We start from the raw sequence: 21049 nt of genomic DNA, 5'->3' as shown, positions 1-21049 counted from the left end.
TTCTTAGTTATTATGCCTTGGCATGAACTCTTTCTGGTAGTTCATTGGACTTTTTCCAGTCGTGATCTTAAAATACTTATGGAAACTAGCTAAATTATTAAACCCACTTTCATAGCAAAGCTGTTTCATGTTTAATTTATTCTCCATTAAGAGCTTGCAAGCGTGACCAACCTTAATCTCGGTAAGAAACCTAGAATAAGTTTTACGAGTTTTAGATTTAAAATACCTGCAAAATGAATTCGGACTAATAACTGCTACGCCTGCAATTTCTTCTAATTGTATTTTTCTTCTGAAGTTTTTTAAGGTATAATCATAAATGGCATTGATCCTGATGTTTTCAGATTCATCGTAGTCTTGTTTAAAGCCAATAGAAGATAATTTAGTGGTTTGGTTACAGTTGGCAATGAGGGATAAGGCTTCCAATAACAATAGGATTCGATGAGTACCATCGGCCACTACCATTTGTTCCAATAGATCGGCAACTTTGGTCTTAATCTTGCCATTAACTTGAAGCCCTCTTCTGCTATTTTCTAATAAGGTTTTAATTGCTTTGTTTTCTGGAAGGTTTAGAAATTGATCGCCCCAAAAGTTCTCGCTGAAATGAGCTACCCTTACATCGGCACAGGCTTTTGACTGTTCGCTAAAATAGATGTCATCAAATCTCCAGTAGTGCGCCAAGTGTGCACCTACCAATATAATGTCTCCTGATCTAAAACTTTTAATGCTGTCTCCTATAAACTGTGTGCCTACTCCTTTTTTGAGGTGGATAAGCTCTACTTCTGGATGATAATGCCACTTGTTATTCATGTAAGGAACTACATCTCTCCTTACGCTAAAAGACTGGGCAGGCCCTGTCGAAACTTTTAATAGCTGCGGTTTCATATCGATAATAAGTTTATAAATGGTCAAATAAATATACTGGAAAATTATATAATGTTTCATAATAATGCCAATATTGTTGATTATTTGGGTAATCTTGGCAAGTATTTAAATTCGAATACTTCTTTCTTTGCATTAACCAAATGATATAAACTGTACTGATCGAATTGCCTTTTGCTTAAATAAGCCGAAGCGATTTCCTATAGCGTAAAATTTGGCCAAACCTAGAAACCAAATTTATATGTCGAAAAATAAATACCTGCTTGCATTTATACTTGTTACTTCTCTATTTTTCCTTTGGGCACTGTTACATAACATTAATCCCATCCTCATTCCTCATTTAAAAAAGGCTTGCAGATTAACCGATACAGAATCTTCATTGATAGACCTTTTTGTGTACTTGGCTTATTTTTTAGTGGCGTTACCTGCTGGCTTATTTATGCATAAGTATGGTTATAAAAAAGGAATTATATTCGGACTTAGCCTTTATGCAGTTGGTGCCTTGCTTGTTATTCCTGCAGCAAGCGAAAGAAGCTACATGTTTTTCTTGTGTGCATTTTTTATCATTGCGAGTGGAGCTACATTTTTAGAAACAGTAGCCAATCCATATATCGCAGTGCTTGGACCAAAAGAAAACTCAGAACAACGTTTAAATTTTGCACAATCCTTTAATGGTGTAGGCTCTTTTCTTGCCCCAATTTTGGGTGGTCAATTTATCCTATCGGGAATTGAATACAGTAAAGATGCCTTGGATAAAATGTCAACCACAGAGTTAAATACCTATCTGCAAACCGAAGCGAACACCGTTAAAATCCCATACTTGATCATTGCAGTTATTGTTATCCTATTGATTATTCTTTTTGCATTTATCAAAATCCCAGAAATTAAAGGAGATGACGATAACATTCATGGTCCAACAAAGTTTTCGGCTAAGGTGTTAAGACACTCGCATACCCGTTGGGCTATTATTGCACAATTCTTTTATGTTGGCGCACAGGTTGGTATTGGTAGTTTTTTTATCCGCTATGCCAAGTTTGTAAATGGAGTTAGTGAAAAGGATGCTGCATTAATTTGGGGTTCTATAGCCATGGTAGGTTTTATGGCGGGTAGGTTTTTGGGAACTTTTTTAATGCGTTACATCAAGGCTCCAAAATTATTGGCTATTTATGCCTTAATCAATATGTTACTTTTGGTTTTGGCACTCTTTACTAGCGGAGAAGTTTCGCTATATGCCGTAGTAGCTGTACCGTTTTTCATGTCGATCATGTTCCCAACCATCTTTGCACTTGGCATTAAAGACTTAGGCGAGGAAACAAAGATTGCTGCCTCATTTATTGTGATGTCTATCATTGGTGGTGCTTTAGCACCAGTAGCAATGGGACTTATTTCAGATGCAACCAACAGTATTCAAAAGGCATACATTGTTCCGCTGTTGTGTTTTGCAGTCATTTTATATTACGCAACAAAAACCTATAAAGTGAAACAAGCTTAAGATGAAAAAATTTGCACTCACATTAGAACTTAAAGACGATCCTCAATTAATTGAGGAATATGAAGAATTCCATAAAGTTGTTTGGCCAGAAGTATTAAATAGTATTACTGGTTCTGGCATTCAAGAAATGGAGATATATAGGGTAGGAACCAAACTTTTCATGCACATCAATGCCAATGATGATTTTTCTTTTGAGAGAAAATCAACGATGGATTTAGGGAATGCTAAGGTTCAAGAATGGGAAGAGTTGATGTGGAAATATCAACAAAAGATAGCAGGTGCTGCACCTGATGAAAAATGGGTATTAATGAAAAAAATATTTGAGTTATAATATGTTTACCATCGAAACGGAAATAAGTTATCTACAGATTCATCCAAAAGATAACATGTTAGTGGCATTAAAAGATCTAGAAAAAGGTTTTCCAGTACATTTTCAAGGCGAAACTATTTATCTGAAAGACCATGTGCAATGTAAGCATAAGTTTAGCACCACTGATTTAGCGCTAGGTGCTCAACTTTACATGTATGGCGTTTTAGTAGGGGAAACCACTGCATTTATTCCGGCTGGTTCAGCACTTACCACAGCTAATATCCATCATGCTGCCGCTCCCTTTAACATGGGCAAGCGTAAGCTAGAATGGCAAAAGCCAGATGTTTCGCAGTTTGAATCCTTAACTTTTAATGGATTTGTCCGTGCTGATGGAAGTGTTGGAACTGCAAATTACTGGTTAGTTATCCCTATGGTTTTTTGCGAAAACAGGAATGTAAATGTGCTGAAGGAGGCTTTGGTTGAAAAGCTAGGTTATAAAAAAGCAAAAGGTTGGGCACCAGAGGTGGATCAACTGATAGGTTTATACCAAACCGGAAAATCTGTTCACGATATTTTGGCAACAGAATTTGAACAAAATCCTAACACAGCATTTACCGATCGTGTTTTCTCTAATATAGATGGCATTAAATTTTTAACACATGATTTAGGATGCGGCGGAATTCGCCTTGATTCTGATGCCCTTTGCGGTTTATTAGCAGGTTATATCACACATCCAAATGTAGCAGGTGCAACTGTACTTTCACTGGGTTGCCAACATGCACAAACCAGTATCTTGATGGATGAAATTTATAAAAGAGACATTAAGTTCGACAAGCCGCTGATTGTATTGGAGCAACAGATTTCTGGAACCGAACAACAAATGCTTAAACACGCACTAAAGCAGACTTTTGCAGGGCTGATGAAGGTTAACGAACAACAACGAGTACCTGCACCACTCCATAAACTTTGCATCGGAATGGAATGTGGGGGTTCTGATGGTTTTTCCGGAATCTCTGCAAATCCTGCAATTGGTTATGTTTCTGATTTGTTGGTATCAATGGGTGGTGCTGTAATTCTTGCCGAATTTCCAGAACTTTGTGGGGTAGAACAAGAATTAAGCGACCGATGTATTGATGAAGGTACAGCCAAACGTTTTATGGATTTAATGACAACCTATAATGCAAAGGCAGAGCAAGATGGTTCTGGTTTTTATGCCAATCCTTCACCTGGTAATATTAAAGATGGACTAATCACCGATGCCATCAAATCGGCTGGTGCAGCTAAAAAAGGTGGTAATTCTCCGGTAGTCGCCGTATTAGATTACCCTGAAAAGGTAACCAAACCCGGACTAAATTTACTTTGTACACCAGGCAGCGATGTCGAAAGTACAACGGCAGAGGTTGCTGCAGGTGCTAATATTGTGCTATTTACAACGGGATTAGGGACACCAACTGGTAACCCGATTACGCCTGTAATTAAAATATCAACAAACTCTGCCTTGGCGCAAAAAATGCCAGACATTATCGATATAGATTGTGGTACCATTATAGCAGGTAAAGAAACCATTGAACAGGCAGGTGAAAGAATCTTACGTTACATCATCGCAGTAGCCAGTGGCGAAGAAATTCCTAAAGCAGTACAACTAGAACAAGATGATTTTATCCCTTGGAAAAGAGGGGTGAGCCTTTAATCAGTGGGCAGTTATAAATTGACAGTTAATAGTTATGAGTTTGCAGTTTTGGGTGGATAAATTGAAACTATAAAGGAAGAATAATCAATGTCCTTCGACAACTTGTCCAGACACTTCGGGAAGCTACCGATATAAATCCGATAGCTATCGGATCGGTACAGGTCAGGATGACAACAAATTGAAAAAATAGCTACGTCCTTCGACAAGCTCAGGATGACAAACAAGAAACGAACAACGAAAAAATGAATTTAGAATTAAAAGATAAAGTAATTATTGTAACAGGCGGAGCGAAGGGAATTGGTTTAGGTGTTGCAAAAGTATTGGCTGCTGAAGGTGCTATCCCTGTGGTAATTGGTAGAAATAAACAAGATAACGAGCTTGCCGTACAAGAATTGCAATCTTACAGTGCACAAGCATTTGCAATTCAGGCAGAATTAAGTGATCCAGCTGCATCTGAAATGGCTGTGAAAAGTGTAATTGATGAATTTGGCAGGATAGATGGCATTGTAAATAATGCTGGTTTAAATGATGGGGTTGGACTAGAACATGGAAATTACGAGCGATTCATGAAAAGTTTACATAGCAATTTGGTACACTATTACCTAATTGTGCACCATGCCTTACCTGAATTGAAAAAAAGCAAAGGGGCTATCGTAAACATCACTTCAAAAACTGCTGATACTGGTCAGGGAAATACTTCTGCCTATGCAGCTTCAAATGGTGGCAGAAATGCATTAACCAGAGAGTGGGCAGTAGAGCTTTTGAAATATGGAATTAGGGTAAACTCAGTTGTGGTATCAGAATGTTGGACACCGCAATATGCCAAGTGGATTACAACTTTAGAAAATCCAGATGCCATGTTAAAAGAGATCACGTCTAGAATTCCCTTTGAGAATAGAATGACTACAGCTGAAGAAATAGGCAATACAGCCGCATTTTTATTGAGCAATAAATCAAGCCATACCACTGGGCAGTTAATTTATGTAGATGGTGGTTATGTGCATTTAGACCGAGCACTTGCCAATCAGTAAGTGCTAGTTAAACCTGTAGCGCATTAGTTGGATTGCGTATTTTCTTTAAATTTATAATCTTTAAATATGAATCGATTACTGTTTCTAATCTTATTTTTTTGTGCATTTAAGGCTAGTGGTCAAAATGTGCAAACACTGGCAGATCTAAAGCTTTGGTACAATCGCCCAGCAATTGCTTGGGAAGAAGCCTTGCCTTTAGGTAATGGTAAAACTGGAGCAATGGTTTTTGGTAGCATTAAAAAAGAAAGATATCAGTTAAACGATAATACCTTATGGTCTGGTTATCCAATCTCTGGGAATAATCCAGATGGGCCAATCGTACTTCCGCAGGTGCGTAAAGCAATATTTGACGGCGATTATAATAAAGCGACCACACTTTGGAGAAAGATGCAAGGCCCATATTCGGCCAGGTACCTTCCCTTGGGAGATTTGACCATCAACTACGATCTAAAAGATACTGTTGCCACAACATACTATCGTGATTTGAACCTCCAGAATGCAGTTTCCACTGTACGTTATAAAGTAGGGAATGTGACCTATACCCGCGAAACGCTAGTTAGTTTTCCTGATCAAATAATGGTGGTGCATTTAACAGCAGATCAAAAAGGTGCGCTAAACTTTTCTGTAGGCCTTTCGAGCCTCTTGCGTTTTAAAACCTCAGCAACGGCTGATGATTATTTAACATTAAAAGGTAAAGCACCTAAACACGTTGCCAATCGTGATTACGAACCTTTTCAAGTGGCATACGATGAAGATCCAAAAGGAGAGGGGATGAACTTTGAAATCCATGTAAAAGTAAAACTGGATGGTGGTAGCGTAAAGGCAAATGGAGACCAGCTGACAGTTAAGGATGCAAACTCAGTTACCCTGTATCTATCTGAAGCAACAAGTTTTAATGGTTTTGATAAATCTCCAGGTTTTGAAGGTAAAGATCCTGCTATTGAAGCTAAAGGTAAATTACAAAATGCATTTCTAAAGTCTTTTGCGCAACTTAAAGCCGCACACATTAACGATTATCAACAGCTGTTTAATCGTGTTGCATTTAACTTGGGAGGTAATGAAGAGTTGTTCAAATACCCAACCAACGAACGTCTTTTGAAGTTCAAGGATAATAAAAACGACCATCAACTGCAAGTATTATATTATCAATTCGGTCGTTATTTGATGATTGCCAGTTCACGACCAGGATCTAGACCAACAAATTTGCAAGGCATTTGGAACGATAAAATCATTCCACCATGGGGCAGTAATTACACCACCAATATCAATACCGAAATGAATTATTGGTTGGCGGAAAACACCAATCTCTCAGAATGTCATCAACCCTTATTCGATTTCATGAAAGAGTTAGCCGTTAACGGTGCTAAAACAGCAAAAGTAAACTACGATATTAAAGAAGGGTGGACTGCCCATCACAATTCTGATCTATGGGCAAAAACATCTCCTCCTGGTGGTTACGATTGGGATCCAAAAGGTGCACCAAGATGGTCGGCTTGGCCTATGGCTGGTGGCTGGCTAAGTACACATTTATGGGAGCATTACCTGTATACTGGTGACAAGGTTTTTTTAGGTAAAGATGCTTATCCATTAATTAAAGGTGCAGCGCAGTTCCTGTTAAATTGGCTAATTAAAGATCCTAAAAGTGGATACTTAATTACCAATCCTTCTACCTCTCCAGAAAATACAGTAAAGATACAAGGCAAGGAATACCAATTGAGTTTGGCAAGTACAATGGACATTTCTATTATCAGAGAACTGTTTAACGATTGTATTAAAGCTACAAAGGTTTTAAATATTGATGCTGAATTTAGAACTAAACTAGAAACTGCCAAAAGTAAACTCTATCCTTATCATATTGGTCAATACGGACAATTGCAAGAATGGTATGGCGATTGGGATGAGCCTAAAGATACACACCGACATATTTCACATTTATTCGGCCTATTTCCTGGCAACCAGATATCAGTACTTCAAACACCAGAACTGGCCGCAGCAGCTAAACAAACGCTTATTCACAGAGGCGATATCAGTACAGGCTGGTCTATGGCTTGGAAAATAAACTGGTGGGCAAGAATGAAGGATGGAAATCACGCTTACGAGATTTTAAATACAGCTTTTAACTATATAGACCCAACGCAAAACAAAGCGCAGATGAGTGGCGGTGGAACCTATCCAAATCTTTTTGATGCACACCCACCATTCCAAATTGATGGTAATTTTGGGGGTACAGCAGGTATCACAGAAATGTTAATGCAAAGCCATGAAGGTGAAATTAGTTTATTGCCGGCTTTACCTGATGCTTGGCCTAGTGGTTCCATCAAAGGAATTAAAGCCAGGGGAAATTTCGAAATAGACATTGTTTGGGAAAAGGGAAAGCTTAGTACGGCAAAAATTAAATCTATTATTGGTGGCAACTGCCGATTAAGAACACCTATTCCTGTGAAGTTAGTAGAAGTGTCAATTGGTAATGGGGGAGGAAATACATCAAATGCCTTAATGCCAAATTTTGAGCAAACTCCTTATCAAAACCAAACAAGGGCAAAACTTCAAAAACTTAACGTAAACAATGGTTATACCATTAACTTTAAAACAGAGAAGGGGAAATCTTACAACATTGTTCCGATCAAATAAGATTAGCCAAATTCAGTTCAATAAACAAGAGATTAATTCAATCATTTACTATTGATGTAAATATTGCTGATTAATGAGGTAAAAAGACAGAATAAATCTTCGTTATTTATCCCTTATTTGCATATAACCAAATATACTAAAACAATGAAGGCTGTTAGAATACTGACGTGTATTGTGCTATTGCTATTGCAATTTTTTTCTGCCCGCTCCCAAAATATCAGCTGGACTGAAATTGCACCAGGTGTTTGGAAAGGGATTATCGGTACACCAGAAATCTACGATCTTTTAAAGGCAGCTGGAGCTACACCAAATTTAGATGCATTAACAAAACTAGGTAAAGCAGACTTTCCTTTTCTGCCACAAGCCATCGTAGCAAGTCTTAATGATGGAAAAACACAATTACGGTTCCCACTCGAAAAAAACGAACAGCTTTATGGTTTCGGTCTAAACTTTCAAACCGTACATCAACGTGGTAAAATTCTCGAATTACACGTAGATCATTATGGTGGAAAAGACAATGGACGTACCCATGCACCAACGCCATTTTACATCTCTTCCAAAGGTTATGGCGTCTTTATCAATTCTGCCAGATACATTAAAGTATGGGCAGGAACTGGCGTAAGAAAAGACAGTGAGAACTTCCCTACACCAAAAGATAGAAATACCGATAAAACATGGTCTTCAAGACCTTATTCAGATGCAGTGGAAATCTGGGTTCCTGCTGCTGGGGTAGAAGTTTATGTTTTTGCTGGACCAAAACCTTTAGATGCTGTTAAAAGGTATAACCTCTTTAACGGAGGTGGTTATTTACCTCCAAGATGGGGGTTAGGGTTTACACAACGAGTAATGACTAAATCTACAGCAGCTGATGTAGAAAAAGAAGTAAATGCCTTTACTGAAAAAGGTTATCCACTTGATTTTGTTGGTCTTGAACCAGGCTGGCAAAGCAAAGCCTATCCCGGAACATTTACTTGGGACAGTACTCGTTTTGCTAGTCCTAAAAAGTTCGTAACCGATATGCTAAATAAGGGCATACGCCTTAATTTGTGGCTCAATCCTTATGTTTCTCCTCAAGCACCATTTTACAAGGAAATACTTCCATTAACCAGTTCACATACGGTTTGGCTCGGTGCAGTGCCAGATTTAAGCTTGCCAAAGGCGAGGGAACTTTTCTTTTCGCAGTTACAAAAAAATCAGGTAGACATAGGTGTAAGCGGTTATAAGATAGATGAGGTAGATGGCTACGACCATTACCTTTGGCCTGATGTGGCTACTTTTCCATCAGGATTGAGTGCCGAGCAAATGCGACAAACTTATGGTCTGCTCATGCAAAGGTACAGTGCAGAGATATTTAAGAAACGCAACCAAAGAACTTTTGGCTTAGTAAGGGCATCAAATGGAGGAGGAACTTCATTCCCTTATGTGATATATAATGATTATTACAACCACGAAGACTTTATCACAGCATTAATTAATAGTGGTTTCGCTGGTGTGTTATGGACCCCTGAAGTTCGTGCCTCTAAAACTGGAGAAGAATGGTTAAGGAGATTTCAATCGAATGTATTCTCGCCCATGGCCATGATCAATGCTTGGTCTAGTGGCACCAAACCTTGGACTTATCCTGATGTAGAAAAGCAAGTAAAGGAATTTGCTTTATTAAGAATGAGGATGATGCCTTATTGGTATACTGAATTTGCAAAATATCATTTTGAAGGCACTCCTCCTTTTAGGGCCATGAACTTAGAAGATGGATTTAACCAAGAGCCTAAAAAAGAAGCCACTACTACTGTTAACCTCGAAGAAAATCCTTACGCAGAAGCAACTTCAAAAGAAATTAAGGATCAATACATGGCTGGAGAATACCTTTTGGTAGCACCTATGTTTACTGGTCAGGTAACAAGAAAAGTGGTATTGCCCAAAGGGCGATGGTATGATTTTTATACAGGTGTATTCGTGGGCGATGGTACGGTGATAACAATTACCCCGGGATTAGATCAAATTCCTGTATTTGTAAAAGATGGAGGGATAATCCCGATGATGCCAGCAATGCTCCACGCCCCAAAAGTTGGAGAAAAGGTTGACTTAGAAATACGTTATTACGGAGAGAAAACAGGTGTTTATCATTTATATGATGATGATGGGGAGACTTTCAACTATGAGATAGGACAATACAGCTGGCGAGAGCTAAAAGTGCAACGGCTTGGCAACGGATTAAAAGGAACAATTTCGGCGCCAGAGAAAAATAAGCCAAATACAATTGGTAAAATTACATGGACTTTAATGACTAAATAATGAAACAACTTTGGTTTACCTTTATTTTATTTTTCTGTGTAATTAGCACTTCAAGCAATGTATTGGCGCAATCCTATGCAAACGATGTAGCAAAAACATTAAAAAAACAAATCCTAAGCGAGGCGGCTTGGGCAATGAAACAAAAAGCGGTTACGGTTACCGCACAAAGCTCTAGTAGGAGTGCTGGTGGCAAACATGATTTCTTTTCTGAAGGCGATTATTGGTGGCCAGACCCTCAAAACCCAACTGGTCCATACATTCAAAAAGACGGATTAACCAATCCTGAGATTTTTGTAGCACATCGTTTAGCGATGATTCGATTCAGTCGCATTATTGGTGCGTTGGCTTCGGCTTATAAACTGACTGGCGAGAAAAAATATGCAATAGCCGCAGTGGTGCATTTAAAAGCGTGGTTTAGTGATCCAGCAACGCTGATGAATCCTAACCTGTTATATGCGCAAGCCATACAAGGTAGGTTTACTGGTCGAGGTATTGGTATCATCGATACCATTCAACTGATGGAAGTTGCACAAGGTATATTAGTGATGCAACAAGCCATCGAACCCTCAACTTTAAAAACCATCAAACAGTGGTTTACTGATTACCTCAATTGGTTAACAAGCCATCAATATGGTAAGGATGAATTAAATGCTAAAAACAACCATGGTACGTGTTGGGTCATGCAAGTGGCTTCATTTGCTACATTAACTGGAGATAAAAAGTTACTTGATTTTTGCAGGGAACGCTATAAAAACGTGCTGTTGCCAGACCAAATGGCGATTGACGGAAGTTTTCCATTAGAGCTTGCCCGTACCAAACCTTTTGGCTATTCCATTTTTAACCTTGATGCCATGACCATGATTTGCCAAATATTATCGGTAAACGGTAATGATTTATGGAACTACCAAACCCAATATGGCCGATCAATTAAAAAGGGAATAACATTCCTATATCCATTTGTAGCAGATAAAAATAAGTGGCCTTTTAAAAAGGATGTGATGTATTGGGAAAATTGGCCTGTAGCACAACCCTTTTTAGTCATGGGTGCTAATGCTTATCGCGATACGGATTGGTTGAATACTTGGAAAAAGCTCGAACATCAACCAAATGTTGAAGAAGTGATCAGGAACCTGCCTATTCGCCATCCCTATATCTGGTTAAACTAATAAAAACACGAATACCTAAATACCATAGACAAAATGATACGCAAGACATCGATTTATATCATCACATTTTTAGCCCTTATAAATACTAGTTGCATTGCCCAACAGGTAAACGACGTTAAACAGGCTTTTAACCACGCTTCTAAGCAAACCGAAACGTTATTAAAAGAAGTAGAAAAGGCCAAAAGCAGTGCAAAACCAGAACTTGTTTCACCAAGAACAATAGAGAATGAGCAGCTAAAGTTGGTTGCATCTAAAGATTGGACCAGTGGATTTTTCCCAGGTGTATTGTGGTATTTGTATGAATATGATCACAATACAAAATGGTTAACAGCAGCAAAGCAATATTCAGCAGCCATTGAAAAAGAAAAGCTCAATGGAACAACGCATGACATGGGTTTCAAAATCTATTGTAGCATTGGCAACGGTTATCGTTTAACCAATGACCCTAGCTACCGTGAAGTATTAATTACCGCTGCCAAAACATTGTCTACCCGTTTCAACCCAAAAACAGGCGTGATTTTGTCTTGGGATCATAGCAGGGATAAGTGGGTTAATCCAGTGATTATTGATAATATGATGAACTTGGAGCTTTTATTTGAAGCCACAAAACTGACAGGCGATTCATCATTCTATAAAATTGCAGTCAGTCACGCCAATACAACAATGAAAAATCATTTTCGTGCGGATTACAGTTCTTATCATGTAATAGATTACGACCCGAATACTGGTGTAGTATTAAAGAAAAATACCCATCAAGGTTATAGTCACGAATCTGCTTGGGCTCGTGGACAAGCTTGGGCGATATATGGTTATACGATGTGTTACAGATATACGAAAAACCCAGTATACTTGAAACAGGCAGAAAACGTAGCAAAGTTTATCCTCAACCACCCGAACTTACCTGCAGATTTAGTGCCATATTATGATTTTAACGCACCTGGCATTCCTAATGAACCAAGAGATGCATCAGCTGCTGCGGTGATCTCATCTGCATTATATGAATTGACTAACTATAGTAAAGAAGGAAAGAATTATCGTAACAAGGCAGATCAAATGCTGCAATCCCTAGCTTCTAAATACATTGCACCTATAGGCTCAGCATTTGGCTTTATTTTGTTGCACAGCACTGGTTCTAAACCAAGCAACTCTGAGGTAGATGTGCCTTTAAGTTATGCCGATTATTATTACCTAGAAGCCTTATTGAGAAGTAAAAACCCAATTAAACCTTTAAAGAATTAACATCATGAATAGGAGATTTAAGCTTTTTTTAACCTGCTGTTTGGTAAGTCTTGCGTTACAAGGTTTTTCAAAGAACTATACTGTTAAATCAGCTGCTGAGCTTGCGCAATTGGTTTTAAAACCTGGCGATCAGGTGATGCTTGCTAATGGCAATTGGAAAGACCAACAGTTGGTTTTTAAAGGAAAAGGCACTAGTCAAAATCCAATTCTATTAAAAGCAGAAAATGCGCTGAAAGTTAACTTCACAGGCACATCATCCATTAAAATAGAAGGAGCTTGGTTGTTGGTAGATGGTTTAAATTTTAAAGATGGCGCTACCAATGGTGAAGATGTGATCCTCTTTGCTGAAAATTCTTCTAACTGCCGCCTAAGCAATTCAAGTGTAGTTAATTACAATCCAACAGATAAGGCTAAGGAATATACTTTCGTGTCGCTTTATGGTAGCCGCCATCGCGTAGATCATTGTTATTTTGAAGGCAAAACCAATATCGGTCCAACTCTTGTAGTATGGCTTTCGGCTAGTGCTAATTATCATCAAATAGACCATAACTATTTCGGTCCACGACCAGATATTAATGGCAATGGTGGAGAAACTATCCGTATCGGAACCAGTACTTGGTCTATGTACGATTCTTTTACTATAGTTAATGCCAACATCTTTGCCCAGTGTAATGGGGAAACAGAAATTGTTTCGGTAAAATCTTGTCGCAATACCATTTCTAATAACCTCTTCTATGAAAGTGTTGGTACATTAACCTTAAGACATGGCAATTATAATGCTGTTTTTGGAAACATCTTTATCGGCAATCATATTAAAGACACCGGTGGTATCAGGATCATCGGAGAACACCACAATGTTTACAATAACTATCTGCAAGGTTTAACAGGTACAGGTCTAAGAGCTGCCGTTTCGGTCATGGACGGACTACCCAATCCCATTTTGGTAAGCCATTGGCAAGTTAAAAATGCTACCGTTGTAGCCAATACCATTGTAGATTGTAAAGAAGCCTTTTCTGTAGGTGCAGGGAAAAACGCAGAGCGGATTTTACCACCTCAAAAAGTTATGATTGCTAATAACCTAATCAGCAAGGTAACTAATGGCGTAACAATGGTTGATGAAACTGCTGATGTAACCTTTAATGGAAACATGGTAGATGAAAATGGTGTAACCACAATCTTGCCTACAGGCTTTAAAAAAGTGGATGCCCAACTTAAAAAGACAGATGTGATATGGCAACCTGCATCAACTAGTGCAGTAAAAGGTGCATTCGCTGGAAATTTCTCTTTCATCAAGCAAAAAGATGTTGGCGCAAGTTTAAATGAAGAGCAGTTGTCGATTTTAACACAGAAAAACATTGGTCCAACATGGTTAAACACCAATAAGATAACAATAGCAAGCAAGTAACATGGCATTCACATTATCTCTTAGGGAAATTAAATGTTTCATAGCTGTATTTGCAGCTGTGGCATTATTAGGCGCTTGTAAAAAAGGTGGGCAATCACCCGACCCTCAAGTTCCTGTAATACCCCCTGTAATAGGTAAACCTAAATGTACTGCTTGCAAAATCATTGGTTCTGCTACCGAGTTAAGTGCACTTACTTTAAATGCCGGAGATACAGTGATGATGAAATCTGGCGATTGGAATAACCAACGTTTAGTTTTTATAGGGAATGGTACCGCTCAATTGCCAATCGTATTGATAGCGGAAAAAGCTGGTGATGTTAACCTAAAAGGTACTTCTTCCTTATCTATTGATGGACAATGGTTGGTAGTAGATGGTCTTAATTTTGCCAATGGTGATTTGGGTGTTTCAAAATTGAATGTAGTTGATTTTACTTCGGCTTCAAGAAACTGTAGGTTAACCAATACTTCCATAGTTGATTATAGTCCGGTAGACCAGACCATTGATTACAGATGGATTTCTATGAATGGTAAAAACAATAGGCTAGACCATTGTTACTTGAAAGGAAAAGCGCATCAAGGTCCTACTGTAGTATTGTGGGGAGCAACAACAGCCATAAGTCATAGGATAGACCATAACTATTTTGGAGCTAGAGCCGATTTAGGCAATAATGGTGGCGAAACGATTAGGGTAGGTACTTCAGATTATTACCTCAGCGAAGCTTTAGTACTGATAGAGGAAAACATCTTTGAACATTGCAGTGGTGAAACAGAGATTATTTCCAATAAGATGAGTAAAAACATCATCCGTAATAACTTCTTTTTCGAAAGTAGAGGAACTTTGTCGCTTCGTCATGGCAATGGTACCGAGGTATATGGAAACTATTTTGTTGGTAATGATGTAAAGGATGCTGGTGGTATTCGCATCATCGGCGAAAGCCATCTTGTTTATAACAACTATTTACAAGGCATTGCCACCACCGGACAAACCTGTGCCATTTCTATATTAGATGGTGTACCTAACTCTGAACCTAGTGGTTATTTTCAAGTAAAAAATGCAAAGATTGTAGGTAACACCATTGTGAATTGTGCACAAGGTTTTGATATAGGCGCTGGCAAGGGTGGGAATGGAAGAACTGTTCCGCCTGCAGACTGTACCATTGCCAACAATTTAATTCAAGCAAAAGGAGGCATTGCGATGGCCTATACAGATCAGCCACAAAACTTTGTGTATGATGGAAATATCGCCTTTGGGATGGGTAGTGGGCAAACATTGGTATTGCCAACTGGTTTTTTGCAAGCCGACCCTAAACTGAGTGTGATAGAATTGAATACCTATTTTCCTGCTGCGGGCAGTATTGCCTTAGGTGGTTTTAAAGGTTCCTATTCCTTTTTTCAATCGAACAACGTAGGGTCAAGTGTATTAGATGATTTACATAAAGCGCTTTTAAAGTCTGTAAACATCGGGCCACCGCGTTTAACATTAGGTGCAGCTTTAACCATCAAAAATTAATTAAGCATACGATAATAAAACTATAGATCATGATCAAAAAATTAAGCAGCTTATTCCTTGTATGTCTATTGGCCATATCATCCGCCAATGCGCAACAGACGCTCTCCAAAGAAGAACGAATGAAATGGTGGACAGAAGCTCGTTTCGGTATGTTTATCCATTTTGGGGTATATGCACAAATGGCGGGTCAGTATAATGGTCATGAGCAAGCAAAAGGTGGAGCCGAATGGATTTTGAATAGAATGAAAGTTCCTGTAGTCGAATATAAAGCAATCGCTAAACAATTTAATCCGGTAAAATATGATGCTGATGCTTGGGTGAAAACAGCTAAAGATGCAGGAATGAAATACTTGATCATTACCGCAAAACACCATGACGGATTTGCTTTATTCAATTCTAAAGCGAGTAATTGGGACATCACTGATGCTACACCTTATGGAAAAGATTTATTAAAACCTTTAGCAGAAGCCTGCAAAAAATACGGTATCAAACTAGGGTTTTATTACTCACAAGCACAAGATTGGGGCAATGCAGGTGGCTCAGTTGCCCGTAAATTGATGCGTGAAGGATGGCCTAATCCTGATAGTGCAAAAGTGGATGCTTATACTGCAGCTCATAAAGGCAAATGGGATCCTGTGCAGGATACAAAAACATTTGATCAATACATCAATGATGTTGCGGTACCACAGTTAAAAGAGTTGATGACCAATTACGGTGAAATTGCTGTGCTTTGGTGGGATACCCCAACTAACATGACAGATGAGGCAGCACTGAAACTACAAGATGCCTTAAAATCTCAGCCAAAAATCATTACAAATGACAGATTAAAACGTCCAAACTTCTTAGGTGATACCAAAACGCCAGAGCAGAAAATACCAGATTTAAGCGAATTAGACGGGCAATATTGGGAAACCTGTATGACGATGAATGGTACTTGGGGTTATCGTAAATCAGATCAAAAATGGAAATCATCAACCACCTTGATTCAAAATTTAATAGACATCGCATCAAAGGGAGGAAATTATTTGCTTAATGTAGGTCCAAAACCAGACGGTTCTTTTCCGCAAGAAAGCATTGATCGCTTAAAAGACATTGGCGCTTGGATGAAAGTAAATCACGAAGCTATCTATGCCACAACAGCTAACCCATTAGCAGAAATGCCTTGGGGACGTATCACCAAAAAAAGTACGAAGAACAATACCACCTTGTACCTCTCTGTATTTGATTGGCCAAAAGATGGGAAGTTGAAAGTATCGGGATTATCCAATAAAATAGTGGCGACTAGCTTGTTGTACAATGGCGAAAAGTTAAAAGCAAGTGCACAAGGAGATGTGATTACCATTCAAGTACCAGCAAAAGCTGTAGATCAAATTGCTACTGTCCTTAAGTTGGAAGTAGCTGGGGATGTAAAAGCAAAAAACCTGAAGCCTGCAGCTAAAATGAAAACAGGAGCGATAGATTAAATAATTATAGCTCATTAATAATATCATGAAAAAACTGATAGTAATCGTATTGTTTTTATCCTTAACCAATGCATTGTCTGCGCAAGAAGTAGCCAAAGCTTGGGTAGATTTTGTGAACGCTAAACAAACAGGTAAAACACCTTTATTACCAGATTTTTCTTATGCTGGTTATCATTTCTCTGAGAAGGAAATCCCAAATGTATCGAGTAAAAAGAGATTTAATGTGGTTGATTATGGCGCCAAACCTAACGATGCCAATTACGATGATGAAGCAATTCAGCGAGCCATTCATGCGGCAGAGCAAAATGAAAATGGTGGTGTGGTATTCTTCCCGCCAGGAAAATACCTGCTTGCTAAAGATACCGACAGCACCAAACATATCTTGATCTCTAAAAGTAACATTGTATTAAAGGGTAGTGGTGTTGGGGCAGGTGGAACTGAAATCTACCAAGACAAAATGCGCATCAATGGTCGACAAATACAATTTAAACCTGCCAATACAAGTACTAAAACATTAACAACTATCACCAATGATGCTGATCGTGAAAGTTTCTGGGTAGAAGTGGCAGATGTTTCGGCTTTAAAGCTTGGTCAAGATGTGGTGATTCGCCACCGAAGCGAAGAGTTTACTAAGATCTATTTTGCGCCTCTGCAATTGAAACCAGAGTGGACAAGGCTTTTTGGTGAAAAAGGAGGAATGTTGATCAACGAAATTCATACCATTGAAAAGATTGAAGGTAATAAGGTAAAGTTTAAAAATCCTTTGCATTTTGATGTGAGGATGGTAAAAAGTGCAGCCTTTGAATTAACCAGTTACAATTTTATCGAAGAATGTGGTATTGAAGACATCCTGTTTACCAGTAATTGGAAAACATATAATGAAGAATTTATCCACCATAAAAATGCCATCCATGATTATGCTTATGAAGCAGTAGGGATGGAGTATGTTAAAAATAGTTGGGTAAGGAACTGTGAATTCCGCGATTGGAATGAAGGTTTGTTTATCCGTTCAGGTTACCAAGTAACAGTAGCTAATGTAGATTTTAAAGGCAAAAAAGGGCATGCTTCCATACATGCAAGAACAGGTTATGGCGTATTGATCAAAAACTGCAATTTCAATGGCGCACAACACCATGGAGCTGGTACAGGTTACAGCGCTGTGGGTACAGTCATTACGCAATGTACGCTAGGTGAGGATCAAAATATCGATATACATTCTGGTCAACCTTTTGCCACACTGTATGACGATATTAAAGGTGGGGTGTTTTATAACCTAGGCGGTCCTGAACCTGGGCATCCACATCATGGTAAACAGTTGGTATTATGGAATTTTCAGCATCAATCTATCAAAGACCAGGCTTATAATTTCTGGGATTTGAGTAGGCGACGCAATTATACCATTGCTCAACCCTTATTGGTTGGTTTCCAGTCAAACCGAAAAGTAACTTTTGAAAACGTTGGATTGAACCAAAATCAAGGTAAAGCAGTATTGCCAAAATCTTTATTTGAAGCGCAATTGGCCTTGCGTTTAACTGGGAAAAATATTGTTAAATGAGCTAATCATGAGGTACATCTTTTTATTTCTTCTTTATCTCGGTTTTACTTATTCAGTGATGGCGCAAAACATCACTGAAGAAAAAACAGTGAAGTGGCATCATTTCGATAAAACAGAATTTAAATTCAATGGGCTATCCGCTTGGGTAATCGCTCCCAAAAAGGCCATAACAGGTAATCCTTGGGTTTGGAAAGCTTATTTCCCCGATTGGCATACACAACCAGATAGCATCCTTTTAGAAAGAGGTTTCCATGTTGCCTATCTCCAAACCAATGATTTATTTGGACATGCCAAAGCGTTAGATAGCTGGGATCAGTTTTACAAATACCTTGTTGCCAAAAAAGGCTTCACCCAAAAAGTCGCTTTGGAAGGAATAAGTCGTGGTGGTTTATATGTTTACGGTTGGGCAAAAAGAAATCCTACTAAGGTAAACTGTATTTATGCAGAGGCACCAGTTTGCGATTTCAACAGTTGGCCAGGCGGTAAAGGAACAAGTAAAGGTTCGGCTGCCGATTGGAAGAAATTACTAGCTGTGTACAATTTAACAGAAGAAGAAGCAAAGCAGTATAAAGATCAACCCAAAGACAATTTAGATCAGTTAGCCGCCTTAAAAGTGCCCATCTTGCACGTAATTGGTTTAGATGATCGCATAGTGCCCGTCGCTGAAAATACCATGTTATTGGTGCAGAATTACATCCTAAAAGGAGGGACGGCCACTGTCATTCCCATGACTAAAGGCGTACAAAGCTTAGAAGGACATCATTTCCCGATTGAAGAACCTGCCACCATTGCCGATTTTATTTACCGAAACAGCGTATCCAATATTAAACATTAACCTCATTCATAAACCCTAAAATTTAAACTATGTTACAAGGAAGTTTATTTCAGTTCGACTCCGAGATCCAATGGGAAGATTTAGGAAATGGCATTAAAAGACAACTTTACGGCCATGATCAAAACGTCATGTTAGTGAAAGTAAAGTTCGAAGCAGATGCTGTAGGGCAATTGCATGAACATCATCATACCCAAGTAACCTATGTAGAAAGTGGCGTTTTTGAAATGACCATCGGTGATCAGAAAAAGACCATTAAAAAAGGAGATGGTTATTATGTTCCACCTCACGAGATACATGGCTGCATCTGTCTAGAACCAGGTATGTTAATCGATATTTTTAGTCCGCATAGAGCAGATTTTTTACCTGTTACCTCCAATAAATCAATCAGTTAATCCCTCAGAAATGAAAACGAACATATCTATATTGATTGCGCTATTTTTTAGCGCAACAGCCCTTGCTCAGCCCAAACAATCGGTAAATGAATTTAAAAATTGGCCTAAAGGTGCATCGCCTTTGGTTATCGGAAAGCGCATTGCAGATCGTTTTGTTGCTACACCGCATACCAATTTCGGTAGACCCACACCACCAAAAGTAATTACCTATCCAGAATCCTGTGCTTGGTATGGCGCCTTAAAATTTGCCAAAGAAAGCAACGATACAACATTAAAAGTGCAATTGGCTAAACGCTTCGAGCCATTTTTTGGAGAAGAGGCCTCACTCATCCCTATACCAGACCACGTAGATTATGGTGTTTTTGGCGCTGTTCCCTTAGAACTTTACAGACAAACCAAAGAACAAAGGTACTTGGTCATGGGGCAAAACATAGCCGATAAACAATGGGGGCCACCAGAAGGTAAACGAGTAGTTCCCGAATCGCATGTTTTCTATGGTCGAGGGCTTACTTGGCAAACCAGAATGTGGATTGATGATATGTTCATGATCAATGCCTTACAAACACAAGCTTATCGGGCTACGGGTAATCAAATCTATTTGGATCGTGCCGCCAAAGAGATGGTGGTTTACCTCGATTCTCTACAGCAAAAAAACGGACTGTTTTACCATGCGCCAGATGTACCTTTCTTTTGGGGAAGGGGCAATGGTTGGATGGCAGCAGGTATGGCCGAAATCTTAAGCTCATTGCCCAAAAACCACTCGAATAGACCAAGGATTTTAAAAGGCTACCAAGTGATGATGAGCTCGTTGTTAAAATACCAAGCAACATCTGGCATGTGGCGACAATTAATAGATATGCCCGCATCATGGGAAGAAAGCTCTGGTACGGCCATGTTTACCTACGCCATGGTAACAGGCGTTAAAAAAGGTTGGTTAAACCAAAAACAATATGCGCCAGCTGTACGCAAAGCTTGGCTGGCCTTAGTAGCTAAAATTGATGGCAATGCCGATGTAAGCGATGTATGCGAAGGAACAAATAAGAAAAACGACCTCCAATATTATTTAGACCGAAAACGCATCACTGGCGACCTGCACGGACAGGCACCTTTGTTATGGACTGCGGCTGCCTTTTTACAATAAACAATATCCTACAAATGA

Annotated in this window: 16 protein-coding genes; 15 read left to right on the top strand and 1 reads right to left on the bottom strand. The window is 38.9% G+C overall.

Going from position 1 to position 21049, the window contains the following annotated elements; genetic code table 11:
• Positions 1 to 3: 3 nt before the first annotated feature.
• Entirely contained in the window at positions 4 to 882 is an 879-nt protein-coding gene (locus tag R2Q59_RS08340) for a helix-turn-helix transcriptional regulator (protein WP_316767765.1), read from the bottom strand.
• 238 nt (positions 883 to 1120) lie between these two features.
• Here R2Q59_RS08340 and fucP point away from each other — a divergent pair, with 238 nt between their 5' ends.
• From fucP to R2Q59_RS08265, 15 genes are all read left to right on the top strand, one after another.
• Positions 1121 to 2371, top strand: coding sequence for an L-fucose:H+ symporter permease (fucP, locus tag R2Q59_RS08335; RefSeq protein WP_316785138.1), 1251 nt, complete (start codon positions 1121 to 1123; stop codon positions 2369 to 2371).
• A 1-nt stretch (position 2372) separates the two neighbouring features.
• Entirely contained in the window at positions 2373 to 2702 is a 330-nt protein-coding gene (locus R2Q59_RS08330; RefSeq protein WP_316785137.1) for an L-rhamnose mutarotase, read from the top strand.
• 1 nt (position 2703) lies between these two features.
• On the top strand, positions 2704 to 4371 hold the full coding sequence (locus R2Q59_RS08325) for an altronate dehydratase family protein (RefSeq protein WP_316785135.1): 1668 nt from the start codon (positions 2704 to 2706) through the stop codon (positions 4369 to 4371).
• A 242-nt stretch (positions 4372 to 4613) separates the two neighbouring features.
• Positions 4614 to 5402, top strand: a complete 789-nt coding sequence (locus R2Q59_RS08320) for an SDR family oxidoreductase (RefSeq protein ID WP_316767756.1) — start codon at positions 4614 to 4616, stop codon at positions 5400 to 5402.
• A 66-nt stretch (positions 5403 to 5468) separates the two neighbouring features.
• A complete protein-coding gene (locus tag R2Q59_RS08315; protein WP_316785133.1) occupies positions 5469 to 8033 on the top strand; it encodes a glycoside hydrolase family 95 protein in 2565 nt (854 codons plus the stop codon).
• A 144-nt stretch (positions 8034 to 8177) separates the two neighbouring features.
• Entirely contained in the window at positions 8178 to 10325 is a 2148-nt protein-coding gene (locus R2Q59_RS08310) for a TIM-barrel domain-containing protein (RefSeq protein ID WP_316785131.1), read from the top strand.
• Positions 10325 to 11491, top strand: coding sequence for an alginate lyase family protein (locus R2Q59_RS08305; protein ID WP_316785128.1), 1167 nt, complete (start codon positions 10325 to 10327; stop codon positions 11489 to 11491). Before R2Q59_RS08310 ends, R2Q59_RS08305 begins: the two co-directional genes overlap by 1 nt.
• Positions 11492 to 11524: 33 nt before the next feature.
• Positions 11525 to 12730, top strand: a complete 1206-nt coding sequence (locus tag R2Q59_RS08300; protein WP_316785126.1) for a glycoside hydrolase family 88 protein — start codon at positions 11525 to 11527, stop codon at positions 12728 to 12730.
• A gap of 4 nt (positions 12731 to 12734) precedes the next feature.
• On the top strand, positions 12735 to 14135 hold the full coding sequence (locus R2Q59_RS08295; protein ID WP_316785124.1) for a polysaccharide lyase 6 family protein: 1401 nt from the start codon (positions 12735 to 12737) through the stop codon (positions 14133 to 14135).
• A gap of 1 nt (position 14136) precedes the next feature.
• A complete protein-coding gene (locus R2Q59_RS08290; protein WP_316785122.1) occupies positions 14137 to 15645 on the top strand; it encodes a polysaccharide lyase 6 family protein in 1509 nt (502 codons plus the stop codon).
• 29 nt (positions 15646 to 15674) lie between these two features.
• Positions 15675 to 17108, top strand: coding sequence for an alpha-L-fucosidase (locus R2Q59_RS08285; protein WP_316785120.1), 1434 nt, complete (start codon positions 15675 to 15677; stop codon positions 17106 to 17108).
• A gap of 25 nt (positions 17109 to 17133) precedes the next feature.
• A complete protein-coding gene (locus R2Q59_RS08280; RefSeq protein ID WP_316785118.1) occupies positions 17134 to 18663 on the top strand; it encodes a DUF4955 domain-containing protein in 1530 nt (509 codons plus the stop codon).
• 7 nt (positions 18664 to 18670) lie between these two features.
• A complete protein-coding gene (locus R2Q59_RS08275) occupies positions 18671 to 19498 on the top strand; it encodes an alpha/beta hydrolase family protein (protein WP_316767738.1) in 828 nt (275 codons plus the stop codon).
• 29 nt (positions 19499 to 19527) lie between these two features.
• Positions 19528 to 19890 (top strand): cupin domain-containing protein, encoded by a 363-nt coding sequence (locus tag R2Q59_RS08270; protein WP_316785116.1) that lies wholly within the window; start codon positions 19528 to 19530, stop codon positions 19888 to 19890.
• 10 nt (positions 19891 to 19900) lie between these two features.
• Entirely contained in the window at positions 19901 to 21031 is a 1131-nt protein-coding gene (locus R2Q59_RS08265) for a glycoside hydrolase family 105 protein (protein WP_316785114.1), read from the top strand.
• Positions 21032 to 21049: the final 18 nt, after the last annotated feature.

The sequence above is a fragment of the Pedobacter frigiditerrae genome, assembly GCF_032678705.1.
Classification (GTDB): Bacteria; Bacteroidota; Bacteroidia; order Sphingobacteriales; family Sphingobacteriaceae; genus Pedobacter; species Pedobacter frigiditerrae_A.
This window is presented reverse-complemented; position numbering and strand designations above follow the sequence as displayed.